At 60.8% G+C, this 24536-nt stretch carries 25 protein-coding genes; 12 read left to right on the plus strand and 13 right to left on the minus strand.

Going from position 1 to position 24536, the window contains the following annotated elements:
* Position 1 precedes the first annotated feature (1 nt).
* Both gluQRS and dksA read right to left on the minus strand, forming a co-directional pair.
* Positions 2–859, minus strand: coding sequence for a tRNA glutamyl-Q(34) synthetase GluQRS (gene gluQRS, locus DES49_RS03465; RefSeq protein WP_133734964.1), 858 nt, complete (start codon positions 857–859; stop codon positions 2–4).
* 18 nt (positions 860–877) lie between these two features.
* Positions 878–1297, minus strand: a complete 420-nt coding sequence (gene dksA / locus DES49_RS03470; RefSeq protein ID WP_133734965.1) for an RNA polymerase-binding protein DksA — start codon at positions 1295–1297, stop codon at positions 878–880.
* Positions 1298–1484: 187 nt separating this feature from the next.
* Here dksA and sfsA point away from each other — a divergent pair, with 187 nt between their 5' ends.
* On the plus strand, positions 1485–2198 hold the full coding sequence (gene sfsA, locus DES49_RS03475) for a DNA/RNA nuclease SfsA (RefSeq protein WP_133734966.1): 714 nt from the start codon (positions 1485–1487) through the stop codon (positions 2196–2198).
* A gap of 8 nt (positions 2199–2206) precedes the next feature.
* Here the strand turns inward: sfsA and DES49_RS03480 are convergent, their stop codons facing one another.
* Together DES49_RS03480 and DES49_RS03485 are read right to left on the minus strand one after the other, a co-directional pair.
* Positions 2207–3007: a cyclic nucleotide-binding domain-containing protein gene (locus DES49_RS03480; protein WP_133734967.1), complete on the minus strand. Its 801-nt coding sequence runs from the start codon at positions 3005–3007 to the stop codon at positions 2207–2209.
* A 126-nt stretch (positions 3008–3133) separates the two neighbouring features.
* Positions 3134–4687: a bifunctional aminoglycoside phosphotransferase/ATP-binding protein gene (locus DES49_RS03485; RefSeq protein WP_133734968.1), complete on the minus strand. Its 1554-nt coding sequence runs from the start codon at positions 4685–4687 to the stop codon at positions 3134–3136.
* A 108-nt stretch (positions 4688–4795) separates the two neighbouring features.
* Between DES49_RS03485 and mrcB the strand changes: the two genes are divergently transcribed.
* Both mrcB and DES49_RS03495 read left to right on the plus strand, forming a co-directional pair.
* Positions 4796–7132 (plus strand): penicillin-binding protein 1B, encoded by a 2337-nt coding sequence (gene mrcB, locus DES49_RS03490; protein WP_133734969.1) that lies wholly within the window; start codon positions 4796–4798, stop codon positions 7130–7132.
* Entirely contained in the window at positions 7132–7677 is a 546-nt protein-coding gene (locus DES49_RS03495) for a tetratricopeptide repeat protein (protein WP_133734970.1), read from the plus strand. Before mrcB ends, DES49_RS03495 begins: the two co-directional genes overlap by 1 nt.
* Positions 7678–7726: 49 nt before the next feature.
* On the opposite strand, the gene DES49_RS03500 is transcribed toward DES49_RS03495, so the two are convergent.
* Both DES49_RS03500 and DES49_RS03505 read right to left on the minus strand, forming a co-directional pair.
* Entirely contained in the window at positions 7727–8710 is a 984-nt protein-coding gene (locus tag DES49_RS03500) for a DUF4382 domain-containing protein (RefSeq protein ID WP_133734971.1), read from the minus strand.
* A 269-nt stretch (positions 8711–8979) separates the two neighbouring features.
* Positions 8980–9870 carry a DUF4382 domain-containing protein gene (locus DES49_RS03505; RefSeq protein WP_133734972.1) on the minus strand — a complete coding sequence of 297 codons (891 nt, stop codon included), beginning with the start codon at positions 9868–9870 and terminating at the stop codon, positions 8980–8982.
* A gap of 190 nt (positions 9871–10060) precedes the next feature.
* On the opposite strand from DES49_RS03505, the gene DES49_RS03510 reads away from it, so the two are divergent.
* From DES49_RS03510 to DES49_RS03525, 4 genes are all read left to right on the plus strand, one after another.
* Positions 10061–10612 (plus strand): RNA polymerase sigma factor, encoded by a 552-nt coding sequence (locus DES49_RS03510; protein WP_243864849.1) that lies wholly within the window; start codon positions 10061–10063, stop codon positions 10610–10612.
* Positions 10613–10656: 44 nt separating this feature from the next.
* Positions 10657–11289, plus strand: coding sequence for an anti-sigma factor family protein (locus tag DES49_RS03515; protein ID WP_166645974.1), 633 nt, complete (start codon positions 10657–10659; stop codon positions 11287–11289).
* A 9-nt stretch (positions 11290–11298) separates the two neighbouring features.
* Entirely contained in the window at positions 11299–11682 is a 384-nt protein-coding gene (locus DES49_RS03520; protein ID WP_133734974.1) for a hypothetical protein, read from the plus strand.
* Between the two features lie 88 nt (positions 11683–11770).
* On the plus strand, positions 11771–13108 hold the full coding sequence (locus tag DES49_RS03525; RefSeq protein WP_133734975.1) for a tetratricopeptide repeat protein: 1338 nt from the start codon (positions 11771–11773) through the stop codon (positions 13106–13108).
* A 39-nt stretch (positions 13109–13147) separates the two neighbouring features.
* Here the strand turns inward: DES49_RS03525 and DES49_RS03530 are convergent, their stop codons facing one another.
* The 5 genes from DES49_RS03530 to hemJ form a co-directional block, all read right to left on the minus strand.
* The gene (locus DES49_RS03530) at positions 13148–14065 is read right to left on the minus strand and encodes a lipase family alpha/beta hydrolase (RefSeq protein WP_133734976.1); all 918 of its coding nucleotides are present in this window, start codon (positions 14063–14065) and stop codon (positions 13148–13150) included.
* A gap of 200 nt (positions 14066–14265) precedes the next feature.
* Complete coding sequence (gene hemL / locus DES49_RS03535) at positions 14266–15549, minus strand: glutamate-1-semialdehyde 2,1-aminomutase (RefSeq protein ID WP_133734977.1); 1284 nt, start codon at positions 15547–15549, stop codon at positions 14266–14268.
* Positions 15546–16187, minus strand: a complete 642-nt coding sequence (gene thiE / locus DES49_RS03540; RefSeq protein WP_133734978.1) for a thiamine phosphate synthase — start codon at positions 16185–16187, stop codon at positions 15546–15548. Before thiE ends, hemL begins: the two co-directional genes overlap by 4 nt.
* Positions 16180–16962, minus strand: a complete 783-nt coding sequence (gene thiD / locus DES49_RS03545) for a bifunctional hydroxymethylpyrimidine kinase/phosphomethylpyrimidine kinase (RefSeq protein WP_133734979.1) — start codon at positions 16960–16962, stop codon at positions 16180–16182. The genes thiE and thiD overlap by 8 nt, the downstream gene beginning before the upstream one ends.
* Complete coding sequence (gene hemJ / locus DES49_RS03550) at positions 16962–17384, minus strand: protoporphyrinogen oxidase HemJ (protein ID WP_133734980.1); 423 nt, start codon at positions 17382–17384, stop codon at positions 16962–16964. Before hemJ ends, thiD begins: the two co-directional genes overlap by 1 nt.
* Positions 17385–17536: 152 nt before the next feature.
* On the opposite strand from hemJ, the gene argC reads away from it, so the two are divergent.
* From argC to erpA, 4 genes are all read left to right on the plus strand, one after another.
* On the plus strand, positions 17537–18571 hold the full coding sequence (gene argC / locus DES49_RS03555) for an N-acetyl-gamma-glutamyl-phosphate reductase (protein ID WP_133734981.1): 1035 nt from the start codon (positions 17537–17539) through the stop codon (positions 18569–18571).
* A 38-nt stretch (positions 18572–18609) separates the two neighbouring features.
* Complete coding sequence (locus DES49_RS03560) at positions 18610–19380, plus strand: DUF6776 family protein (RefSeq protein ID WP_133734982.1); 771 nt, start codon at positions 18610–18612, stop codon at positions 19378–19380.
* A complete protein-coding gene (locus tag DES49_RS03565; protein WP_133734983.1) occupies positions 19352–19876 on the plus strand; it encodes a bactofilin family protein in 525 nt (174 codons plus the stop codon). Before DES49_RS03560 ends, DES49_RS03565 begins: the two co-directional genes overlap by 29 nt.
* A gap of 64 nt (positions 19877–19940) precedes the next feature.
* Positions 19941–20294 carry an iron-sulfur cluster insertion protein ErpA gene (erpA, locus tag DES49_RS03570; protein ID WP_133734984.1) on the plus strand — a complete coding sequence of 118 codons (354 nt, stop codon included), beginning with the start codon at positions 19941–19943 and terminating at the stop codon, positions 20292–20294.
* On the opposite strand, the gene DES49_RS03575 is transcribed toward erpA, so the two are convergent.
* A complete protein-coding gene (locus DES49_RS03575) occupies positions 20280–21422 on the minus strand; it encodes an anhydro-N-acetylmuramic acid kinase (RefSeq protein WP_133734985.1) in 1143 nt (380 codons plus the stop codon). The two genes, erpA and DES49_RS03575, sit on opposite strands and share 15 nt — an antisense overlap.
* Positions 21423–22829, minus strand: coding sequence for an OapA family protein (locus DES49_RS03580; protein ID WP_133734986.1), 1407 nt, complete (start codon positions 22827–22829; stop codon positions 21423–21425).
* Positions 22830–23088: 259 nt separating this feature from the next.
* On the opposite strand from DES49_RS03580, the gene tyrS reads away from it, so the two are divergent.
* Positions 23089–24288 carry a tyrosine--tRNA ligase gene (gene tyrS / locus DES49_RS03585; protein WP_133734987.1) on the plus strand — a complete coding sequence of 400 codons (1200 nt, stop codon included), beginning with the start codon at positions 23089–23091 and terminating at the stop codon, positions 24286–24288.
* Positions 24289–24536: the final 248 nt, after the last annotated feature.

A 24536-nucleotide genomic window follows, 5' to 3' on the forward strand; every position in this document is an offset into this window, starting at 1 on the left:
TTCATCGCTCCCCAAGCGCGGGAATGTGCCAGTTCTCAACGCCCCAGGCCAGTTGCTCGCGCACCGGAGCATCCGTCAGCGAATCCGGGAGCCTGTGATTGAGTGCCCGCATCGCCTGGGTGATGTTGCTGCGGGCCTGATTGGCGTCGAGTGCCGGCGCCCCGGTCTGCTTGCTCAGCTTCTGCCCATTGTGATTGTAGACCAGTGGCACATGCAGGTAACTGGGCGCAGGGGCCCCAAGCGCCTCATAAAGGAGCAGGTGGAAGGGCGTAAGCTCGAGAAGGTCCTGACCCCGGACGATGGCGTTGATGTCCTGGTCAATGTCGTCCACCACCACGGCGAGGTGATAGGCGTAGTAGCCTTCCTTGCGGCGGACAATGAAGTCGTCCGTTTCGCCCTGTATGAGGTAGTGCTGTGGCCCCAGGAGGCGGTCCTGCCAGGCGCCCTCGTGGGCCTGGGTGCGGAAACGCAGGGCGAAGGGGGGTGGCTGGTTCCAGTCCGGTGAGTCCCGGCAGTCCCGCGGGTGATGCCCGTTGTTGGCCTGCAGTTCCTTGCGTGAGCAGGCGCAGGGGTAGATGCGGCCCTGATGTTGCCACTCGGTGAGCACGGTTTCGTAAGCGTCGTGGCGCCGGGACTGGAAGCGAACGCCTTCGTCCCAGAAGAGGCCATGGGCTTCAAGGCTTGCAAGGATATCGTCAGTCGCGCCGGGTGACTCGCGCAGCGGGTCCAGGTCTTCTATGCGGACCAGCCATCGCCCCTGGTGTGCCCGCGCGTCCAGATAACTGGCCAGGGCAGCCACCAGGGAGCCGAAGTGCAACGGGCCGGTGGGCGAAGGCGCAAAGCGTCCGCGATAGTTCATCTCCGGCCGGAGGCGCGATCAGACGCCGGTCTGCTTTTCCCGGATTTCCGCAAGCGTCTTGCAGTCGATGCACAGGGTTGCGGTCGGCCGGGCTTCAAGGCGTCGAATGCCGATTTCGACACCGCACTGGTCGCAGAACCCGTAATCGTCCTTGTCGATGCGCTCGATGGTCTTGTCGATCTTGCGGATCAGCTTGCGTTCGCGGTCCCGGGTGCGGAGCTCAAGGCTGAACTCTTCCTCCTGGGTCGCGCGGTCGCTCGGGTCCGCGTAGTTTTCCGCATCCTCCTGCAGGTGGTGCATGGTGCGGTCGACTTCTTCCATGAGCTGCTGTTTCCAGCCGAGCAGGATCTGGCGGAAGTGCTCCAGCTGCTCATGGTTCATGTACTCCTCGCCCTCACTCGGCTGGTAGGGCTTGAAGTCCACGAATTCGTTCTGCATTGCGGGTTCCTGATTTGCCATAGTGGTTACCCCTTTCCTGTCGCAGCCGGTTACTGTTCCGGCGACTGACCTCGGCATCTTGGCCGGAGCCCGAAACCTTGCGTTACTGACCCCCCTTTATAGAGGATGCCGGTGGTTTCAGGCAAGATTGCGAAAAATAGCAGATTAAATCGAGGGGAGCTAGCCCATGATGTATGAACCCCGTCTGATTCCGGGCACGCTGCAGCGGCGCTATAAGCGCTTCCTCGCCGACGTCACCCTGGAGTCCGGCGAAACGGTTGTGGCGCACTGCCCGAACACCGGCTCAATGCTCGGCTGTGACAGCCCCGGAAGCCGGGTCTGGTTGAGCCGCTCGGATAACCCCCGCCGCAAGCTGGCCTGGACCTGGGAGCTTGTGGAGACCGGTCGCGAAGGGCATCTTGCCTGCATCAATACCGGGCGTGCCAATACCCTGGCCGGGGAGTTGCTCCGGGAGCGCCCGCCTGCCGACCTGGCTCCCTATGATTCGATTCGCCCGGAGGTGCGCTACGGGTCGGAAAAAAGCCGGATTGACTGGTTGCTTGAGAGTTCCTCGCGGAATCTTCCGCCGGTTTGGGTCGAAGTGAAAAATGTGACGCTTGCCGAGTCGGGAATTGGTTATTTTCCGGATGCGGTTACGACGCGGGGGCAGAAACACCTGAGGGAGCTCGCCGAGCGTGTGCGGGAGGGGGAGCGCGCATTGCTGCTGTTCTGTGTGTGTCATGCCGGTGCCTCGGAAGTCCGGCCTGCTGCCGCCATTGATGCGCATTATGCGGCGCTGTTGAAGGAGGTTGTGGCGGCCGGGGTTGAATGCCGGGCCTGGCACTGCGAGATGACGCCGGAGCGGCTTGAGCTTACCCACGAAATCCCGGTTGTCATCTGAGGCGCCGGTTACGCGCGCCCCGCGCCAGTCCCCGGTTTGTGGTTGAGGGCGCCCACCAGTTGGTGGTTGAGCTCATCGATATGGCGGGAAAGCGTCCGCAGCAGACGCATGAAGGTTTCCGGTTGCGCCTGTACGAGGCTGATGAACTCATCGCTCGGTACGCTCATCAGCGTGACGTTGGTCTCGGCAATAACGGTGGCGGTGTGGCTGCCCTTGGTGAGGGCGGACAGCACGCCAAAAATCTCGCCCTCATCCACGCGCCCCACGCTGTGCCCGGCCACTTCCACGCGGGCGCTGCCGCGCATCAGCGTGAAGACTTCGTCGGATGCGGTCGCTTCCCGGATGATCACGGCGCCTGCCTTCAGCCGCCGGAAACCGGCGGTCGGGCGTATTCCGTGGCGGTTGCTGGCGGCAAAGGCAAGGGTCAGGGCCTGGTTCTGGGCGGTCAGTAATCGGGTGTGGAACCAGGCCCAGTCAGGAGACTCATGAGCACGTTTCATTTCGTTGGGAGTGATCAGGCGAAGGGCCCCGCTTTCCTCGCTGCGCATCGTGATGGGCCAGGCGGTATGATCCGGAATGGTAAAGAGATCGCCGGGCTGGAGGATGATGGCAATGCGCCCCTCGTAGACCAGGTCCACCACGCCCTCCTGGACCTGCAGTGTGCAGCCGGCCGCAAGCCCCTCGACATTCTTGCCCGGCAACAGCGGCAGGCCGATGCCTTCGGGCAGTTTGGGGGCCGATTCACACAGGCCGTGGTAATAATCCAGTAGCGTATCCAGCGCGTCCGGCTGATCCCCAGGTATGTACATGTCGGGCTCCTGCTGAAGTTACTCCCTGTACCGGTAACGTATGGATGCCCCGGTTAGCGATGGTTCCGCACTCAGTATAGATGCTTCTCCCAGAGTACGACACAAATCCCTGCCCTTTGTAACGGTTCAGACCCCGTGTTTTTCGATGGCCTGTATCAGAAGGTCCAGGCTTTGCGATTGATCGGTCCGGATGTGAACCGTGTGGGTGCTTTCGGATTCGGAGATGGGGTCAGCCGTTTCAAGCTGGTGATCCAGCACCGCCTCGGTGGCTTCCGATACTTCATCGCGCTGGCGGGCACGCTCGCGGATGCGCTCCCTGAGTACGGCTTCGGGCGCTTCGCAGGAGACCGTCAGGCCCGGCAGGCCCAGTGCCTCGGCGATATCATGGAGCGACTCGCGCTCGTCACGCCTGAGTGCCGCCGAGTCAACAATCACCGGAAAACCGGCCATGAGCGCCTCCCGGGTGAGCTTTTCCAGTTGCTCGTAGGTCTGTTCCGTTGCCTCCCGGGTATAGATGCCGCTGTCCCTCCCGGACTCGCTGGATTGGGTGGGGCCGAGATTGAACAACCGCTTGCGCTCGACGTCCGAGCGGATCCGGATCATGCCGAAATGCTCCGCCAGTTGCCCGCTGACGTGTGATTTGCCGCTGGCGGAGAAACCGGTGGTGACCGCCAGCCAGGGGCCGGGGAATTCGCAGTAGCGCTCGGCAAGGCCGGCGTAGCTGCGGTACTTTTCCAGCTGTTGTGTCTGCTGCTCCGGCGTGTCGGCCGGGGAGAGCAGGGCGACCTTGGCCCGGATCATGGCCCGGTAGGCCTTGTAGATCCCCAGAAGCGGCAGGGCCCCGAAGTCGCCGCTGTACTCGAGGTAGCGGTTCAGCACGCGATAGGCCCAGGGCCGGTGGCCCCGGCTTTCCAGGTCCATGAGCAGGAAGGCCAGGTCATTGGCGGTATCGATCCAGCGAAAGGTTTCATTGAATTCGATGCAGTCAAAAACGGTAATCCGGTCCTCGAACCAGGCGATATTGCCCAGATGAAGATCGCCATGGCACTCCCGGACATGGCCGTCCTCGAGCCGTTGCTGGATGCGTGGTTCAAGCTGCTCGAACGTCGATTCGGTCCAGGCCTGAAGCACATCCGCCTGGCGGCGATCAGCGCTGCTGTCGGTGGTTTCGCGGATGGTGGTGAAGTTATCCAGCATCGCCTGGCGCAGGCGTGCCGGGTCGCCCATCGGATTGTCCGGATCGAGCGCTGGTACCGATTGGTGAAAGGCGGCAACCCGGTCGGCAAGCGCGTCCAGGTGCGCCACTGTCAGTTCACCCCGGTCAGAGAGCTTGTCCAGGGCCTGTTCCGGATCGAACTGGCGCATGCGCAGGGCATACTCGATGGGTTCCCCTTCCCCGTTGAGTACCGGGGCGTCCTCCGTCCCAGTGATCGGGATCACCGCCTCGTAGATGGTTTCCGCAAGGCGCCGGTTCAGGCGCAGTTCCTCCTCGCAGTAGAATCGCCTGGATTCAAGGTGACGAAAATCCAGGAAGCCGAGGTCCAGGGGTTTCTTGAGCTTGTAGGCATGGGAACCGGTGAGAATGATCCAGGAAATGTGGGTTTCAAGCATCCTGATTTCCTCCACCCCGTGGGGATAGAGTGACGGATCCTGTAAGGCATTGATCAGCCTTGACTCCATGGAGAACTCCCTGATTTCGGCTTTGAGTCAACATCATAACGGTGTCGTCATGTTTTGAACATTGTCGGGTCGATGACGCCACTGATAAACGCGCTATAATCAGCGCCCATGACAAAGCGCAGATCGACAGGCAAACGCCAGACCCCATCAAAAAACCGCAAATCCGGCGGCAAATCAGTAACGTCCTTCTCCTTTTTCCGGCTCGCCTGGAAACTGGGCCTGGTCCTGTTGCTGCTGCTGGTCGGGTGGACCATTTACCTGGATGTCCAGGTCACCTCCCGGTTCGAGGATCATCGGTGGGAGGTCCCCTCGCGCGTCTTTGCGCGTCCCCTGGATCTCTACAGTGGCGCACCGGTTACGCTGGACGCCTTCCGGCGCGAGCTCGATAGCCTGGGGTATGAGCGGGACCCGCGGGCGACCGAGCCGGGGACCTTTACCCGCAATGGCCGCGAATTCGTGGTTCATACCCGTGGTTTTCCCTTTCCGGACGGTAAGGCGCCCGCCCGCCGGCTGGAGCTGAGGTTTGAAGACGGTGTGATTACCCGGTTCCGGGCGACTGGTGGCGATGGTGTCGCGGTTGCCCGGCTCGAACCCCAGCAGATCGCCGGCATCTACCCGGGGCACGGTGAGGACCGGGTTCTGGTACAGCTGGAGGATGCGCCGCCACTGTTCCGGGAAACGCTGCTGACTGTCGAGGACCGTAACTTTGAATCCCACCATGGGGTTGCCCCGTCCTCCATTGCCCGAGCCTTCCTGGCCAATCTCAGGGCGGGCCGTGTTGTCCAGGGCGGCAGTACGCTCACCCAGCAGCTGGTCAAGAACTTCTGGCTTTCCAGCGAACAGACCTACTGGCGCAAGTTCAACGAGGCCATCATGGCCCTGTTGCTGGAGGCGCGTTATCCCAAGGATGACATTCTCGAGGCCTACATCAACGAGGCCTATCTCGGGCAGTCCGGCAGCCGCGCCATTCACGGCTTTGGCCTGGGGAGCGAATTCTTTTTCAACAAATCCTTCGAGGATCTTGAGCTGCACGAAACCGCATTGCTGGTCGCAATGGTGCGGGGGCCGGGCTACTACAACCCGAGACGTTACCCCGACCGTGCCCGGGAAAGACGCAACCTGGTGCTTCGGTTACTCCGGGAGCGCGGCATTATTGGTGTTGACCGCGTGGAGAAACTACAGGCCCGGCCCCTGGATGTAGTCGCAACACCGAGCAACGAGATGAACCGTTACCCGGGCTTCATGGACCTGGTTCGTGAGCACCTTGGGCGGGATTATCGGGACGAGGATCTGGAGACGTCGGGGCTGCGGATTTTCACGACCATGGACCCGCATGTGCAGGCCGTGGCGGAGCAGCGGATGAAGGAAATGTTGGCCGCCCTGGAGCAGGGGGAGGAGCCGGGAGCCCTTGAGGGCGCCATGGTTATTACCCGGCGCGAGGGCGGCGAGGTGGAAGCCCTGGTGCCCGGGCGCGAAACCCGCTATGCGGGCTTTAACCGGGCCATGAGCGCGGATCGACCCATCGGCTCGCTGGCAAAGCCCGCGGTCTATCTCAGCGCCCTGGAAACGCCCGAGGACTACACCCTGGTGACGCCGATCAAGGACGAGCCCTTCAGGGTTGAGTTTGATAACGGCAAGGAATGGTCTCCCAGCAACTACAGTGGTGAGTCCCACGGCACGGTGCCGCTGCACGAGGCCTTTTCCCACTCCTATAACCAGGCCACCGTCAGGCTCGGGCTTGAACTGGGGCTGCCGCGGGTGGTTGAGACCATGCAGCGGCTGGGGCTGCAGGATGAGCCCGAGCTCTATCCGTCCCTGCTGCTCGGCAGCATCACCATGACGCCTCTGGATGTGACCCGGATGTACCAGACCATTGCCTCCGGCGGTTTCCAGGTGCCCCTGCGCAGCATCCGGGCGGTGACGACCCCGGAGGGTGAGGTGCTTTCCCGCTATGATCTCGATCTGCAGCAGACCGTGGACGCAGGCCCCATGCACCTGCTGCATTACGGCATGCAGGAAGTGATGCGCGAGGGCACCGGGCGCTCCGTGTATAACCTGATTCCCGACAACCTCCAGGTCGCCGGGAAGACGGGCACGACTAACGAGGGCCGTGACAGCTGGTTTGCCGGCTTTACCGGGGGGCACCTCGGGGTTGTCTGGGTTGGCGGTGATGACTACAGCGCCACCGAGCTGACGGGCGCCTCCGGGGCGCTGCAGGTCTGGGGGCGGACCATGGCCGATCTCCCGCAGCGCAGCTTCTCGCCGGTGGTGCCTGAGGGCGTCCGCTACGAGTGGGTGGACGATGCCACCGGTGCCCTGACGGCGGACAACTGCGAAGGCGCCCGGCGAATTCCCTTCATCCAGGGCAGCGAACCGCAGGAAGAAGTGCCCTGCAGTGATACCATGGGCGGCCAGATTCAGCGATGGTTCGAAGGATTGTTCTGATGAGAGAAGAAAGTGGGCATCAAATCGTGCGATTGTGCCGCGTTCGCCAGGCTGTGGCCCTGATGGTTGTGCTGCTGCTTGGCGGTTGCAGTATGGTCCAGGACCGGCCGAGCGACGACCAGGAAGTCATCGCGCCGATTGAAACGAAAGAGCCTGAAGACGTCGAAACACAGGAACCCGACACACCGGAACGGGATGCCCGCCAGCGCCAGACCGGCTCGGAGCTGTCTCCGGCGGCCGCCAGCCTGCTGGCCAGTGCCCGCGGGATGCTGCTCGCGGGTAACACGGAACGCGCCCTGAACCTGGCGCAACGGGCCCAGCGGATTTCCCCGGATGCGGCCCAGGTGTATTACCGCCTGGCCGAGATCTACCAGAAACGCAGTGACCACGCACGTGCCGAGCAGTTTGCGCTGAAAGGCATCAGCAAGGCCGGCAATGACCCGAAGCTGCGCCGGACGGGCTGGTCCCTGTTGGCCGACGTCCGTGCCAGTCGCGGTGATGAGGAAGGGGCCCGCGAGGCCAGAAAGCGGGCGTCCCGGTCCTAGAACGAAAAAGCCCGGCCGAGGGGCCGGGCTTGAGGCGGGGAGTATTGGTTTACTGGCTGCTGCCGTCGAAGTTGTGGGTAGTGGTCTCACCCGCGGTCACTTCAACCTCTTCCGTATTGATGAACTCAGTAATATCCCCTTCCTCTTCGTTGTCATCCGATTCACAGACATAGCTGACCTGGTAGCTGGCTTCCTCCAGGAAAGCAGCCTTGTAGGTGTAGTTGTTTTCCTCGTCATCCATGGAAACCGGCGCGGCAACGAGGGGTTCGGAGTCGCTGCCGAATTCACCGACCGTCGCGTCCGCCCCCTGGTGGACATAGACCATGCCGTCGAAGTCGTCTTCACAGAACGCGTCGTTGTTCTGCTTCAGGGTGGCCACATCAACGGTGCCCGAGATGGCGCCCACCTCCTCGTTCTCCACCAGGCGCAGTATCGGTTTCAGGATGAGATCCTTGCCACTGCTGCCACGGGTAACGATGGACTTCCTGGCGTCAAAATCGATGGTGAAGTTCGTCTCACCTTCCTCGGAAACCGTGAAACTGGTGGTCTGCATGCCTCTCTGGGCCCCTGATGGAACGAACACCGAATGTTCTTCCCCGGAATCGCTGGTCACGAAAACGTCGTCCGCGACAATGTCCAGCCGCATCCATGCGTAATCACCCGCGGGGACGTCCTCGTCGCTGAGCAGCGTTTCCGTCACGCCGCCCTGGAGATCCAGGAGATTGATTGTCTTGGGTTCGCCTTCGTCGTTTTCAACGTTGAAGCTGATCCGATCGCTGTCGTCACCGTCGCCGTTTTCACCATTGCCGTCCTCCGTATCACCGTCGCCGCTGTCCTCTTCGGCATCGTCTGCCGGTTGCAGGGTTACACCCGTGACCGTGATGTTGACGCTGGTAAATTCGTTCGTCGGCGCGTCCGTCATATCCAGCGACATGGACCCGTCGCCCGAGCCTGAGCTCGATGAGTCATTGCAGCCCGCCAGGGTGATTGCGACAACAGCGACTGTCAGTGGTTTAAGCATCTGTCTATTCATAGTGGCATTCCCTTCCTTAAGTTTGGTGGTAGGCATCGCTCGAACCGCGATCCCCGCCTGCAACCACGCTGCCTCAGGCAGAAGGTTCCGTGTGTTGGATTACCAAAACGTAAGTCCGTTGGCGCTGGGTGGGAGAGCTGTGGAGGCTGGGATGGAATTATCGGAACCGCTGTCCTCAACATTCACCTCGGGGGCGTTGAGGGGGAGCATTCTGGAAATAAAAAAGCCCGGCCGGGGGCCGGGCTTTCCGTCAGGCAGGGAAGGTTGGTTTATTTGTCGCCAGTGCCGAAGTTCTCTTCCTCGGTAGTGTCGGCGGTTACGTCTACGTTGCGTGTTTCGGCGAACGTCAGATCGTCATCAGCGTCCGGATCATCCATGGAGCAGCTGTAAGAGATTGTGTAGGTACCCTCGGTGAGGAATGCCGCCTTATAGCTCAGCTCGTTGCTATCGTCCGTGGTATCTACCGGGGTTGCCATAAGAGGCTCTTTTTCGGCATTACTGTTGAGGTCCACCAAGTCGGCGTCAGCGCCTTCATAGACATAGGCGGCACCTGCGTAGGCTTGAACGTCGTCACATTCACCTTTCGCGAAAGTGCCGTCCACGATGCCTTCAATGGCGCCAACCTCGGTATTGTCAACGAGGCGCAGAGCAGGGCGCAGGAAGAACCCATCCTGACCATCCGGTTCGGTAATGGCCTTGCGCATGTCGAAATCAATGGTGAAATCGGCTTCGCCACCCTGCGGAACGGTGAAGCCACTGACCAGCTTGAGCTCCTCGGATTGGACTGTCAGGGGTTCTTCTCCGCCCTCCAGAGTTTCAACAAACATGTCATCGCCTTCTTTGACCTTCAGCCGGATAAAGTTGTATTCACCGGCGGGGACTTCTTCGTCCTCAAGCAGGCTGGCAGCGTTGCCCCTTTGGAGTTCGAGCATGTCCAGATTCTTCGGTTCGTCGAAATCGATCTCAACTCGGTTACCATTGGCCGGCTTGAGCGTGACCCCCGTGTAGCTGATTTTGACTTTTTGCAGATCATCCACCGGCGCATCGGTAATCCCCAGGGACAGGGTGCCGGATTCACCGTCGGAGGAGCTGCTTAAGCAACCGGTGAGGGAAGTCGCCATAATGGCAAGCGTCAGCGGTTTGAGGATCGGGGTCTTCATGATGAAGCTCCTGTTGTACGTGTTGTTGGATCAATAGCACTGGAGTCGACAGAATTGTCGGTGCTTACCCCTGCTCACGGCGGCTGCGATGAAAGGTTCCAGAAGATTGCAGTAACAAACTGTAATCCGGCAGTTGTATCTGGACTCTGCTATAAGTAGATTCACTCGCAACCCACGGTTGAGGTGCTGTTTGTTTCTGACCCGCTCCCAGGCCAAAGAGTTTGATCGCCTGGTCAAACCCCATCTGAGGATGCTGTACCGCTTTGCCTGCCGTCTGACGGGGAATCCTGATGACGCGGAGGACCTGGTGCAGGAGGTGATGCTCAAGCTCTATCCCAAGACCCAGGAACTCAGGGAAGTCGAGGACTTGCAGCCCTGGCTGAACCGCGTTCTCTATCGCTGTTTTGTGGATCGCAGCCGGCGCGAGAAGCGTCGCCATGAGCAGGCCTTTAGTGACCTTGGCAGTGATGAGGATCATAATGCCTTTCTGGATCGTTTTTCCGGCGAGGGGCTGGGCCCGTTGGCGGATATGGAGAACGACAGGGCCCGGACGATGATTCATTCGGCACTGGATGAGCTGGCGCCGGACCAGCGGGCCCTGATCGTTATGTATGATGTGGAAGGATGGCCTCAGGACGATATTGCTGAGGTTCTGGATGTGGCGCCGGGAACCATTAAATCGCGTCTTTCCCGGTGCCGGGCCAGGCTGCGTGAAATAATACTCGCAAAGATGGAACCCTGAGGCGGGTGCTGTCGTGAGTGGGGTAAGACGGCATGAGGTGGATCATGAATTGTAATCAAGTGATCACTCGGATTGAGGACTACTGCGACGCCAGCCTGGGCCCTGAGGACAGGCAGGCTGTTGCTCAGCATCTTGACGGGTGTGAAAGCTGCTATCGCAAGGTGCGCGCCGAACGGCGCTGGCGGTTGATGCTGGCGGAGCCGGTGAGCGAGCCCGATTCCGGGTTTGAACAACGGATGCTCCAGGCCGCACACGGTGGCGGCGACGCCCGGCGCCGCTGGACAACCCCTGTTGTGGGCGCAGCCATGGCGGCCTGCCTGGTGGGTGGCCTGTTCCTGGGGCAGTGGCTGCCGAGTGGCTCCGAGCCTTCCGGTGCGCCGGTTGTGGGGCCGGTGGCGAGCCAGGATGTGGAGACGGTTAACCTGGCCTTTGAGTCCGGTAAGGCACTGCAGGATGTGACTCTGACGCTTGAGCTTCCGCCACATGCTGAACTGGCTTCAATGCCCGGCGAACGGCGGATCAGCTGGCAGGTGAACCTGGAAAAGGGTGAAAACCGGCTGGCGCTTCCCCTCAGGACCCTGTTCCCGGGTGAGGGTGAGCTTGTTGCCCGTGTACAGCACGGCAACCAGACCAAGACATTCCGTGCCGCCGTTGGTGGCACGCAAAGAGACGGCTAAGGAGTATTTATGCAACGCCTCATACTCTACATCATGACACTCCTGCTGTTGTTCGGCGGCAGCGCCATGGCCCAGGATGATCTGGATGTGACCATGCGTATGGTCACCGAGGACGACTCGGCCTCCGATAACGTGGCAAGTGAGATCCGGTTGCCGGGCAACGCCTCTGACAGGGCCCGTGAAGCAGCGGCTCCCGGCCTTGAGCGTGCCAACGAGGCGTCCGAGAAGGGGCGCGAGGCTTCGGATGCCGCCCGTGAGCGTGCACGCCGGGGGCTTGAGCAACGCAATCAGCGCAGGGGAACCAGCCCTGACGGGAATACCAGTGGGCCGGGAGACGGAGCCCCGGATACTGGCGGCAATCGGCTGGATCGGGGTCAGCAGAACCCGCAATAGGATTGAAGTGGGAGTCCGCAGGCGCTGAAGAACAGTGCTTTAAGTGCTAGGATCAACGCCATATGATCCTGGCGTATGTGAACCGATAATGGATTTAGACACTCGGCGGTTGCTCCCCTCTCTTCTGCTCGTCAGTACCGCCGCGCTTTTCGCGCTTGGCGGAAACGACGTCAAGGCAGCAGATAATCGGGCGGATGCTCTCTTCAACAAAGGCGTGGAATCCTTCCAGCGGGGCGATCTCAAGGAGGCCGTCCGTTATCTGGAACAGGCCAAAGCAGCAGGCAAGGATTCGGTCGGCCTTCTCTACAATCTGGGTGTCGCCCATTTCCGGGCGGGCAACCTGGACGCCGCAGCGGGCTACTTCCGGGCCCTGCTTGACTATCCCGATGAGCAGGCCCTCGCCCACTATAATCTCGGACTCATCGCCCTCGAGCAGGCGGATACTGAGGCTGCTGTCCGCCATTTCCGGGCTGCGGATCAGGCCGGGGCCGACGACCGGATACGCGGGCTTGCCAGGGAACAGCTTGCTCGCCTTGACGCACCCGTAACGGCCCCCTCTCCGGCCCCGGGGCCCGGGACGCTTCTCGCCGGTCTGGGCGCCGGGCATGAGGATAATCTCAACCTCGCGAGCGATCAGACCCTTCAGGAGAGTTCGGCTTTCCAGGATGGATTTTTATGGGCGAGCCAGGATGTTGCCCGCAGCGGCAACCTGAATCTGCGTCTTACCGGTTTGGCCAGCTTTCGCCAGTATAATGGCGCCAGTGAGGCAGACCAGCAATTGGCCCGACCGGGCCTGGCCCTGGATTACAGCCAGGATGACTGGCAGGGCACAGGAATGGCTGACTCCGAATGGCAATGGCTGGATGGGAAACGGTTAGAGCGGCGGGATCGGCTGCGGGCTGAAGTCAGTCGGCGTTTTGATGCGGGCTGGATTGATGCGGGCGGCGAGATCGTCAATGTTGCTGCCGGCAGTCGTTTTCCGGAGCTGGATGGGCGGGATATTGGCCTGGACCTGGGCGTTCTGTGGTTCTGGTCCGACGCCTGGGTCGCCGACCTCGAATATCGCTTCACGGACGAGGATCGTGAGGACCTGAGTCGCCCGGGTTATTTTTTGAGCACATCTCCCCGACGCCATGGCGTGCGGGCACAGGCGCGCTTCTACCCGGAAAGCCCGTGGGATTTCCGCGCTTCGGCGTTCTATGAGCATTCCCGGTATCCGGATCCCGAAATTCGTGAAGGGGTTGAACAGCAGCGCCGGCAGGAAGATCTCTGGCGCTTTTCCTCACAGGCACGTTACTCATTCGGCGATGGATGGCGCTTGACGCTTGATGGCGAGTGGGAGACGAACAGCGCCCGCCTCGAAAGCCGTGATTACGACCGGTTTGAGATTCGTGCAGGCGTGGAAAAGCAGCTGAGCTGGGAATAGGAAGGTTGGCCCGGCCGGCCTGGCCGGGCCTCTGAGTGCTTACAGCCCCTGGTTTCTCAGGCGGTTCGCGTGGTGGCGATACACCGCTTTCGGGTCGGTCTCGAAGAGGCTGGTCAGGCCGAAGGTCTGGTTGACCTCGTCCAGATGGTTCATCCGGTAGTCATCGCGGATAACCTTGCCCATGTGTGCGCTGCACTGACCCACAAGGCCGTCATTCGGCCCGTCAAATGCCAGGCTCGTGGTGGTCAACAGGGCACTGTCCGGGTCCAGGGCATTGGTGAAGGTGGCCGTGCCTGCCCAGGAATAGTAGCGCACGCCGTTGACCACGGACGGTGCGGGGCCGCAGGGCGTCGTGGGGATGGCTGCCGGTGCGATCTGGTTGAACTCGGCGCTGCCCTGGCTGCTGAGTGACCGCAGGCTCTCTTCCATGTTCTGGTCGAAGTCACCGCCCGACAGCAGGTCAATCAGGCTTCCGAGGGTGTTCCCCAGGGTATTGGCCAGGCTGCTTCCGGGGGAGTTCACGATAACGTCCGCCACGTCGGAACCGGTGTGGGGCGAGCCCACCGAGGTTATCGAAGCCACCAGGTCGGGCCGGACTTCAGCGACGTAGCGCGCCGTGGGGCCGCCGTGGCTGTGGCCGATGATGTTGACCTTGCCGTGGATGGCCGCCAGCTCTTCGACCTGATCAAGCAGCACCTCGCCGCGGGCGACGGTGCTCTCGAGCGCTGGAACCTGGGGAACGTAGACATCCGCACCGTATTTCTCCAGCTCGGAGGGAATCCCGTACCAGTAATCCACGAAAAGGATGTTGTCGAAACCGAACATGCCGTGAACCAGCACAATCGGATAACGCGTGTCGGTATAGTCGGAGGGGGTGCTGTCCCACCACCAGGCCATTGCCGAGCTGGAAACGGACAGCAGTACTACGAGGGAACACACTCGAATGAGGTTCTTCATGATTGTCGCCTTATTGTCTCTTGTTGTTGTTAGAGTCAGCGGATTATTGGTTTTGGGTGCTGGTCATGTATTAACCAGTATTAATGCTTTTAGGGGGTGGGCTGCAACGGCTCAAATGACTGAAGAGCGCTTCAGTCGTCTGCGTTGTGATGGGGGTCACATTCGCTGACGGCCTGGAGGCCGTCAGCGAGGGAGGGGGATCAGGTCAGGGTGCTGAAAGCGGCTTTGGCCGCCTCAAGGGTCGCATCGATATCCGCGTCTGTATGAGCGCCGGAGACAAAGCCGGCCTCAAAGGCCGCGGGCGCAAGATAGACGCCCTGTTTCAGCATGGCATGGAAGAAACGCCCGAAGCGCTCCGTATCGCAGTTCATGACGTGCTCAAAGCGGGTGACTTCCGGCTGATCCGTGAAGAAGAGACCAAACATGCCGCCCGCACCCTGGACGTGCAGGGGAATGCCGGCCTCTCGGGCGCAGTCACGGAAGCCCTGCATCAGGCGTTGTGTCTTTGCCTCCAGGTCGTCATGGAATCCGGGTTCGGACAGTCCCTCAAGGGTTGCAAGGCCGGCTCTCATCGCAAGCGGATTGCCAGAGAGTGTGCCGGCCTGGTAGACAGGGCCGAGCGGTGACAGGTGGCTCATGATGTCCCTGCGCCCACCAAGTGCGCCCACGGGAAGTCCACCACCGATGATTTTACCCAGTGCCGTCAGGTCCGGCTTGATGGCATAGCGCTGCTGGGCGCCGCCCGGCGCGACCCGGAATCCGGACATCACCTCATCGAAAATCAGCAGGCTGCCGTATTCGTCGCAGACCTCTCGCAGCCCCTCCAGAAAGCCTTCGACCGGAGGCACGCAGTTCATGTTGCCTGCTACGGGCTCAACGATGATGCCGGCAATCTCGGGGCCATGCTCCCTGAAAATGGCGCGCACGCTCTCCAGGTCATTGAAGGTGGCGGTGAGGGTAAGCTCAGCCAGCGCGGCGGGGATGCCGGGCGAGTTGGGCTGGCCATGGGTGAGGGCGCCGGAGCCCGCCTTGACCAGCAGTGAGTCCACATGGCCGTGGTAGTTGCCCTCAAACTTCAGGATCTTATCCCGCCCGGTGTAGCCGCGCGCCAGTCGGATGGCGCTCATGGTGGCCTCGGTTCCTGAATTGGCCATGCGCACCATCTCGATGGAGGGCATGAGTTCACAGATCTTGCGGGCCATGGCGGTTTCTGTGGAGCTGGGGGCGCCGTAACCGGTGCCGTGTGTGAGCTGGTCCCGGATGGCGTTGATGATGGCGGGGTTGGCGTGGCCCAGGATCATCGGGCCCCAGCTCCCAACGTAATCGATGTAACGCTGGTCATCCTCATCCCAGAGGTAGGCGCCCTCGGCGTTCTTGAAGAAGATCGGGGTGCCGCCCACGCCCTTGAAAGCGCGCACGGGGGAATTGACGCCGCCGGGGATGTATTGGCGTGCCTCTTCGAAAAGGGTTTCGGATTGGGTCATGAATCAGCTCCTGTTGCAAAAAGTTGGCTGAGGGCACGGGCTCGTGCCTCGATATCGGGTGCCGAGAAAAGGCCGTGAATAACGGCGATCAGGTCCGCGCCGGCACGGATCAACGGGCCGGCGTTATCCAGGGTTATGCCGCCAATGGCGACGCAGGGGATGCCAAGGCGGTGACATTCGCTCAGCAGGCTGGGGTCCGCGAGAGCCGGGCCGGCCTTGGTCTGGGATGGGAAGAAGCGTCCGAAGGCCACGTAATCGGCCGGATTGCCTGCCAGTGCCCGGGCACGCTCCAGCGACTGATGGCAGGTGACGCCGATGATGGCATCTTCTCCGAGCATGGCCCGCGCTTCGTGGGGGTCGTGGTCCTCCAGTCCCAGATGCACGCCATCGGCCCCCATCCGGAGTGCCAGCTCGGGGTCATCATTGATGAGCAGTGGGCGCCCGTAGCGGTGGCAGCACTCGCGCAGTTCTGTCGCAATCCGTGTTTTCAGGTCTCTGTCCGGCCGTTTGTCGCGGTACTGGATCATCGCGGCGCCCCCCGCCAGGGCCTGTTCCACCGCGTCCACGATGCGCTCGTCCGGCAGGAGGTCGGTGTCGGTCAGTGCATACAGCCCCCGGGGCACCCTGGACTCAGCCATGGTCGCGGCTCCGGTCGGGGACTGGCTGACCATGGCCTACCCGCAGGGCGCTCCGGATGCTGGCGGCCACGAATTCCTGGCCGGTTTCAATGGCCGCCTCAAGCGCCTGGCCCCGTGCCATGCCGGCGCTGATTCCGGCCGCCAGGGTACAGCCGCTGCCGTGGTACTCACCGCCAATACGCGGTTGCTGCCAGGTTCTGTCACCGCCATCCGAGGTGAAAAGCCGGTTCTCAATGAACTCCCCCGTCCCGTGGCCGCCGGTAGCAAGGACGGCGCCACAGCCGTACTCCAGGAGTGTCTTCGCTGAGGTGGTTTCATCCGGGTTTCCGCCAAGCTGTGTCAGCTCGGGGCCGTTGGGGGTAACCAGGCTGGCCCGGGGGAACAGCTGTTCGAGCATGGCGGCGATCAGCTTTTCATCGGCCAGCTCGCCACCCCCCGCGGCCTTGATGACCGGGTCGAGCACATAGGGGATCGGCTCGCGGTTGTCCAGGAATTCGGTAAGTGCCTGAATAACCGTTTCGTCCCCCAAAGCGCCTGTCTTGATGGCGTGAATGGGCGTGTCGGCCTCCAGGTGGAGGAGTTGGCGGTGGATCAGGTCGGCATCGACGGGCTCTGCTCCGTAGACGTTCCGGGTATCCTGGACGGTCAGACAGGTGAGCACGGGCAGGGGATGGCAGCCCAGGGCGGTGATGGCCTGGATGTCTGCCTGTATGCCGGCGCCACCGGATGGGTCCAGGCCGGACAGGACGAGCACATGGGGTTTTTCGTTAAGCATCAGAACGGCCTCACGACAGCAAGAATGATGATGCCGACCAGCAGCAGCACCGGCAATTCGTTGAACACGCGGTAGAAAACGTGACTTCGGGTGTTCCGGTCATCGCGGAATACCCGTACAAACCGCCCACACACAAAATGGTAACCAACCAGTATGGCGATCAGCACGAGCTTGGCGTGAAGCCAGCCCTGCGAGAGGTAGTATTCCGCGTTGGTCCCCAGCAACCAGAAGCCGAATACCAGGGTGACCACCATGGAGGGTGTGGTGATACCGCGGTACAGCTTGCGCTCCATGACCTTGAAGCGCTCGATGCTGGGCTGATCCTCGGCCATGGCATGGTAAACAAAGAGTCGTGGCAGATAGAAGATGCCGGCGAACCAGGTCACCATGGCCATCAGGTGTATCGCTTTAATCCAGAGCAATGGCTGGCCTCATTTCAGGAATGTAATCCGAAGGATTGGAAATCATGGTCCATACTAGAGGATCGAGTCGACGCGGAACAGATCGGGACCGTGCGGGCGGCATGGTACAATGGGGCTTTACCAACGCCAACGCGCCAGAAAGGGGGTATGCATTGATCAGGGCAGGCATTGTCGGGGGAACCGGCTATACCGGGGTGGAGCTTCTCAGGCTTCTGGCCATGCACGGGGATGTGGAGGTGGCACTGATCACATCCCGTGCCGAGGCCGGGATGCGGGTGGATGAGCTTTTCCCGAGTCTCCGGGGGCACTGTGACCTTGCCTTTGAAGCCCCTGACGATGCCCGCCTTGCCGCCTGCGATCTGGTGTTCTTTGCCACCCCCAATGCGGTTGCCATGCACAGCGCGCGGGATCTGCTGGCAAAGGGGGTGCGGGTGATCGACCTGTCCGCGGATTTCCGGCTCCAGGATCAGGCTGTCTGGGAAGCGTGGTATGGCACCGAGCATGTTGCGCCGGATCTGATCCATGAGGCGGTTTACGGCCTCCCGGAAATCAACCGGAGCGGTATTCGCGGGGCGCAGCTCGTGGCCAACCCGGGGTGCTACGCCACCGCCATACAGCTGGGTTTTCTGCCGTTGATTGAGGCCGGGGTGGTCGATCCGAGCCATCTCGTGGCTGACGGCAAGTCCGGCGCCAGTGGCGGTGGTCGCCAGGCGAAAACCCCGATGCTGCTTGGTGAGGCCGGCGAGAGTTTCAAGACCTATGCGGCATCCGGTCACCGTCACGGCCCCGAGATTGAGCAGGGGCTTCGCCTGATGAATCCGGACCTGCCGGTACAGGTCACCTTTGTGCCGCACCTGATTCCCATGGTCCGCGGTATTGAGGCGACGCTCTACGCGCAGTTGACTGACACAACGACCGATCTGCAGGCGCTTTATGAATCCCGTTTCAGGGACGAGCCGTTTGTGGATGTGATGCCCTGGGGGGCACATCCCGAGACCCGCTCGGTGCGGGGTGAAAACACCTGTCGCATGGCGCTGCATCAGCAGCCGGGCCAGTCCACGATCATTGTCAGTTCGGTGATCGACAATCTGGTGAAGGGCGCTGCCGGCCAGGCCATACAGAACATGAATCTGATGTTCGGTTTTGAGGAAGGGGCAGGACTTCAGGCGCCCGCTCTTCTACCCTGATATCGGTTTAACGAACAAATGGTTACGGACGTAGTTCGATGACAGACCCGCGTAGTGATTCAGAGCAACTGGTGGTTGTCCGCCAGCGGCGTGGTGAGCGTGTACGGCGCCTATCGATATTGCTGGTGTTCTCGCTGATCTGTGGCATTGGCGGCTTCTGGGTGGGTGGGTATTACTACCATGACCGCTTCCAGACAACCAGCGAGGGGTTCGAGTCGGTGCGCGAGGAAAGGGACCATCTGCAGGAGAAGGTGACCGAGCATCGTCAGGAGCTGATCGGTCTGAGACGGGATCAGGAAATTGACCAGCACAGCCTTCGACAGGCCCAGAGCACAATCCGTGAGCTGGAACAGAAGCTGAAGGAACGAAAGTCCGAGATTACCTTTTACAAGTCCATCATGGCCCCGGGGGACATTGAAACCGGGCTGCAGGTTTTCCGTCTTGATCTGGACCCGACCCGTGACAGGAAGCGGTGGCGTTACAATCTGGTACTGAGTCAGATCGGGGATAACAATCGGTTTGTATCAGGGCATGTTAATGTTGAGTTGATCGGCTATGTTGATGGGAACCGGAAGACGTTGTCCCTGGATCAGATCTCGGATTCCAGGGAGAAAAGCAACATCGAGTTCCGGTTTCGCTATTTTCAGTCCGTGGATGGGGATATGACCATCCCGGAAGATTTCAAGCCCGATTCCATTCAGGTTACAGCTGTTGCTGACCGTGGCAATCAACGCTCGGAGCGGGTGTTTCGTTGGCAGGACAAAACGGGAGAAGAAGCTGATGTTTCAAAAGTCCAAGTCGGCCCGTAAAGCGGGGTCGGTCCAGTTCGATACGCTGGTCTCAAACAAGACCTCGGTCAAGGGTGATATTCATTTTTCCGGAGGCCTTCATGTGGACGGGAAAATTGAGGGCACCGTCTATGCGGAAGAGGGCAGTGACGCCGTACTCCGGATCAGTGATATCGGCGAGATCGAGGGGGATGTTTACGCGCCGCACATCATTATCAATGGGACGGTTTACGGCAACGTCTACTCCTCGGAAGACCTGGAGCTGGCCTCCAAGGCGGCCATACACGGCAACGTCTATTACCATCTGATCGAGATGGCGATGGGCGCCGCGGTCAATGGCAGTCTTCTGCACCGCAAGGAAGGCAATGTGCCGGCGGGTGCCAGGACACTGCCCTCGCAGAGTCGCAGGTCCGAGCAGTTGGAGGATACAGGTTCATCCGCTGAAGGTGGTGATGACGGGGACGCTGGCGATTCTGTTGCTCATGGCGAAGATGATGCCTCTTTCGAGAAAGTATGAGGTTGTCAGGGCGATCCCCCACTGGCCATAATAAACCAGTGATGACATCAATAGAGGTTAATAAATGAGCGTTGTTCAGGAACAGGCTGCCATACCGGTGTTTTTTACCGAATCAGCGGTTCATCGGGTTCAAGAGCTTGTTGAGGATGAAGGCAATCCCGAGCTGAAACTGCGCGTCTTTGTGACTGGAGGGGGGTGCTCGGGCTTTCAGTACGGGTTTACCTTCGATGAGAACCAGGCTGAGGATGATGCTGCGGTCGAGCGCGATGGCGTCACGCTGCTGGTGGATCCGCTGAGTTACCAGTACCTCATTGGTGCCACGGTCGATTATGAAGAGGGGCTGATGGGAGCGCAGTTCCGGGTCCAGAATCCCAATGCCTCCAGCACCTGCGGCTGCGGCTCCTCATTCAGTATCTGACCCGCCAAGACCTCCCGGGTAGACGGCGCCGAGCACACGGGGGCCGTCGGCGCCCGTAACCGTCGCAAGATTACCCGCCATCCCGAGCAGACGCTGACGCGCAAGCCAGGCAAAAGCTGCGCCCTCGACCCTCTGGGGGTGAAGCCCCAGGGCCTGTGTTGTTTCCACCCGTGCCGGCGCAAGGCGTTCGCTGATTTCCCGCACCAGTACCGGATTGAAGGCGCCGCCGCCACAGATGAAGACAGAATCCGGGGACTGCTCCGCGAGAATACCGCGCTTGACCGTTTCCGCAGTGAGAGCTGCCAGGGTTCTCTGGACGTCCCGAGGGTCGGCGCTGCCGTAGGCCGCCAGGTAATGCTCGAGCCAGTCCCGGTTGAAGTATTCCCGTCCGGTGCTGCGGGGCCCCGTGAGCGAAAAGTAGGGGTCCGCCAGCATGGCGTCCAGCAATGCCGGCAGGGTGTGCCCACCCGCGGCCCACTCGCCATTGCTGTCATAATCCGCGCCGGTGTGTTCCTGGCACCAGAGGTCCAGCAACCGGTTCGCCGGGCCGGTGTCAAATCCAAGCGGCGCCGATCCGTCACCCCGGAGATGGGTGACGTTGGCGATCCCGCCCAGGTTCACCAGGGCCCGGTATTCGCCTGGTGCTGAGAAATACCATTCGTGAAAAGCCGGTGCCAGCGGAGCGCCTTGGCCACCTGCAGCAATGTCCCTTCTGCGGAAATCCGCAACCGTGGTAATGCCAGTGCGCTCCGCAATACGGTTGGGGTCGCCAATCTGGATGCTGAAAGCCGGAGACGGGGATGCGCGATGGAAAATGGTCTGTCCATGACTGCCGATGGCGGTGATCCGCGCGGGCGCCAGGTCTACATCCCTGAGCAGTGAGAGAGCGCACTGGGCAAAGGAATCGCCCAACAGTGCGTCGACCTCGCCGAGCTCCGCCGGGCAGCCCCGGTTGCTGGCAAGTGCTTCAAGACGGCGTTTGAGTGGGGTGGAGTGGGTCAGGCTGTGATGGCCGAGCACCTGCATCCGGGCATCCTCCCCGAAGGAGACCAGCACTGCATCGATGCCATCCATGCTGGTCCCGGACATCAGGCCTATAAAATAGGCCGGATCGGAGGTCTCAGCCATTTAGTCCTCGGCCATGGCCACCTGGAAGGATTCGTCGTGATCCGACAGCTGTGCCAGGAGCGGGTTTGCCTGCATGCGGAATGCCTGCATTTCGTCGGCCGGGATCGGGTCGGCGTCAGGAAGGTCCACGTGGAGCGGGTTCCTGGGACGTCCACTGAGCCTGTATTCGTAGTGGAGGTGCGGGCCAGTGGCCAGACCACTCATGCCTACATAGCCGATAACGTCGCCCTGCTGGACGCGTTTGCCCGAGCGCATGCCACGCTTGTAACCGCGCAGGTGACTGTACACCGTGGTGACTTCATTCCCGTGGTCAATGCGGATGGTCTTGCCGTAGCCACCATCCCGTCCGAGATGGATGATTCGTCCATCTCCGGACGCGCGCACGGGTGTGCCGGAGGATGCGGCAAAGTCCGTGCCCTCGTGCGGGCGGACGCGGTTGAGAATCGGGTGCTTGCGGTTCATGTCAAAGTGGGAGGAAATGCGACCGTAATTGACCGGCGCGCGCAGGAACGCTTTGCGCAGGCTGCTGCCGTCCGGTGCATAGTAGTCGCTTTGTCCTTCGCTGTCCGTGAAGAGCGCTGCGGAGTATTCCTCGCCCTTGTTGATGAAGCTGGCGGCGAGAATGCGGCCATAGCCAATCATTTCGCCGTCGAGGTACTGCTTCTCGTAAAGGACCCCGAATTGGTCGCCCTTTCGGAGATCCCGCGAAAAATCAATTTCCCAACCAAAAATCCGGGAGAGCTTATTGCGCACGTTGCCGCTCAGCCCGGCTCGGTTTGCGGCGAGGGCAAAGGATGTCTGGATTTCACCGCCCGCGAAGGCCAGCTCTATTTCCGGTTCGCGCATTTCCTCGATGGTGTGGAAGCCATCGTCATCGCGGAGTGCCTTGAGCTTGGTGGTCCTGCTGTTGTGGATCATCAGGCCGGCGAATTCCCCATCCTGATCGAAACCGAATTCAATCTCACGCCCCTGGCGCAGTCTGGTCAGCTCATCGGTATTGCCACTGCCATTGAGTACCCTGTACATCGTGTCATTGTTCAGGCCTGCCCGCTTGAAAAGGCGGGATAGGGTGTCGCCTGCCTTGATCGTGAAGGTCTGCCATTCAATCTGTGGTTCCGGGGGCTCGGCGGGCTCCGGTTTGGTTGACGCTTCGGGGTCGGTTACCGGGAGGATGTTGCTCAGCAGTGGTTTCGCTTCCGCGTTAAGCGAGGCCAGCTCGGGAGTGCTGCCCGGGGTTTGTGGTTCCGCCTTCGCGTCATCCACACCAATCAGGGGAACCGGCTGACCCGAGAACCGCTGCTCGGTTTTACCTTCATTGCTGCCGGGGCTCACAAGCAGGGTTGCGCCCACCACAAGGGATAGTCCTGAAACAGCGAGTAGATGGATCTTCGGGAATTTCTTCAACACAGTGATAGCCCGTTTTTGCTTTTGATGTGCCAAGTTGGCGCTCAGATTCGCAGAATTACTCGAAGTATAATGAAAAGATGGGCGGGCGCAAAAAGGATTTGGTTACCAAATGCGCCTGCAGCTCTGCGGGGTGAATCCTGTTATACTCGCCAGCCTCGCAAGTGCCCGAAACAGAACGCCAAACGGAGCTGGATTACCGTTGTGTAAATCGGCTTTGTAAATTGTCAATAAGTGTAGCGGTAGCAGGGTTGTTAATGTTATGACGTCAATCGATGAGGCAATCAGCCGTGTCCGGCGTGGTGTGGACGAACTGATCCCCGAGGAGGACCTGGTCGAGAAGTTGCGCAGCGGGCGGCGCCTGCGCATCAAGGCTGGATTTGACCCAACGGCACCGGACCTTCATCTCGGTCATACGGTGCTCCTCAATAAACTTCGCCAGTTCCAGGACCTGGGCCACGAGATTCTGTTCCTGATTGGTGATTTCACCGGGATGATCGGGGATCCCAGCGGCAAGAGTGCGACGCGTCCCCCTTTGACCCGCGAGGAAGTCGCCAGAAATGCGGAAACCTATAAAGAGCAGGTCTTCCGGATTCTGGATCCCGAGCAGACCACGGTCGTATTCAATTCGGACTGGATGGGGCAGATGAAGGCGGACGACATGATCCGTCTTGCCAGTGAGTACACGGTTGCCCGCATGCTGGAACGGGATGATTTCCATAAGCGCTACGAAGGCGGCCAGTCCATCGCGATCCATGAGTTCCTCTATCCGCTGATCCAGGGGTACGACTCCGTAGCCCTGAAGGCGGATGTGGAGTTGGGTGGCACCGACCAGAAGTTCAACCTTCTGATGGGGCGCCACCTGCAGCGCCATTACGATCAGGAGCCCCAGGTTGTGTTGACTATGCCTCTTCTTGAAGGGCTCGACGGCGTTCAGAAGATGTCCAAGTCCCTGGGCAACTATGTGGGGGTCACGGATTCCCCGGGTGAGATGTACGGGCGCCTTCTATCGATTCCGGATGAACTGACCTGGCGCTACTTCGAGCTGCTTACCCTCAAGCCGATGGAGGAGGTTGAAGCGTTGCGCCAGGAGGTGGCCAACGGCGGCAATCCCCAGGAGGCCAAGAAGGTCCTCGCCCATGAGCTCATCAGCCGCTATCACGACGAGGAGGCGGCGAGGAACGCCCATCGCTCCGCGGGGAATCGCGTCGAGCTGGGTGAGATCCCCGAGAATGTTCCAGAGGTGACCCTGGATGCGGAGGGGCAGTCGGAGCTCTTCATCTATACCGTGCTCAAGCAGGCGGGCCTGGTGCAGTCCGGTGGGGCTGCCAAGGATGTGGTCAAGCGCGGTGCTGTCTATATTGATGGTGAGCCCCTTGGCGACCGCCAGGCACTGGAATCGGGGCGCTCGTATATCGTACAGGCCGGCAAGAAGAAGATTGCCCGGGTGACCATCAATTGAAGGGCGATTCTGCGGCTCACCGGAAAAATCCGCCACCGCTGGTCAACTTCCTGTTGACGCCAACGGCTGTGGGTGTAGAATGCGCATTCTCTTGAGGCAACGCCCCGCCGGAAACGGCAAAACGGGTGGCTTTTGGGGATTGACAGATCGCTGAATTGCTTTAGAATTTGCGGTCCTAAATCAGCGGCTTAACGCGGCTGAGGTTCTTTAACAATTGGGTCAGATTATTTGTGTGGGCGCTGGCTGAG

Origin of the sequence: Halospina denitrificans (assembly GCF_004364635.1) — a bacterium.
In the GTDB taxonomy this organism is placed as follows: Bacteria; Pseudomonadota; Gammaproteobacteria; order Pseudomonadales; family Oleiphilaceae; genus Halospina; species Halospina denitrificans.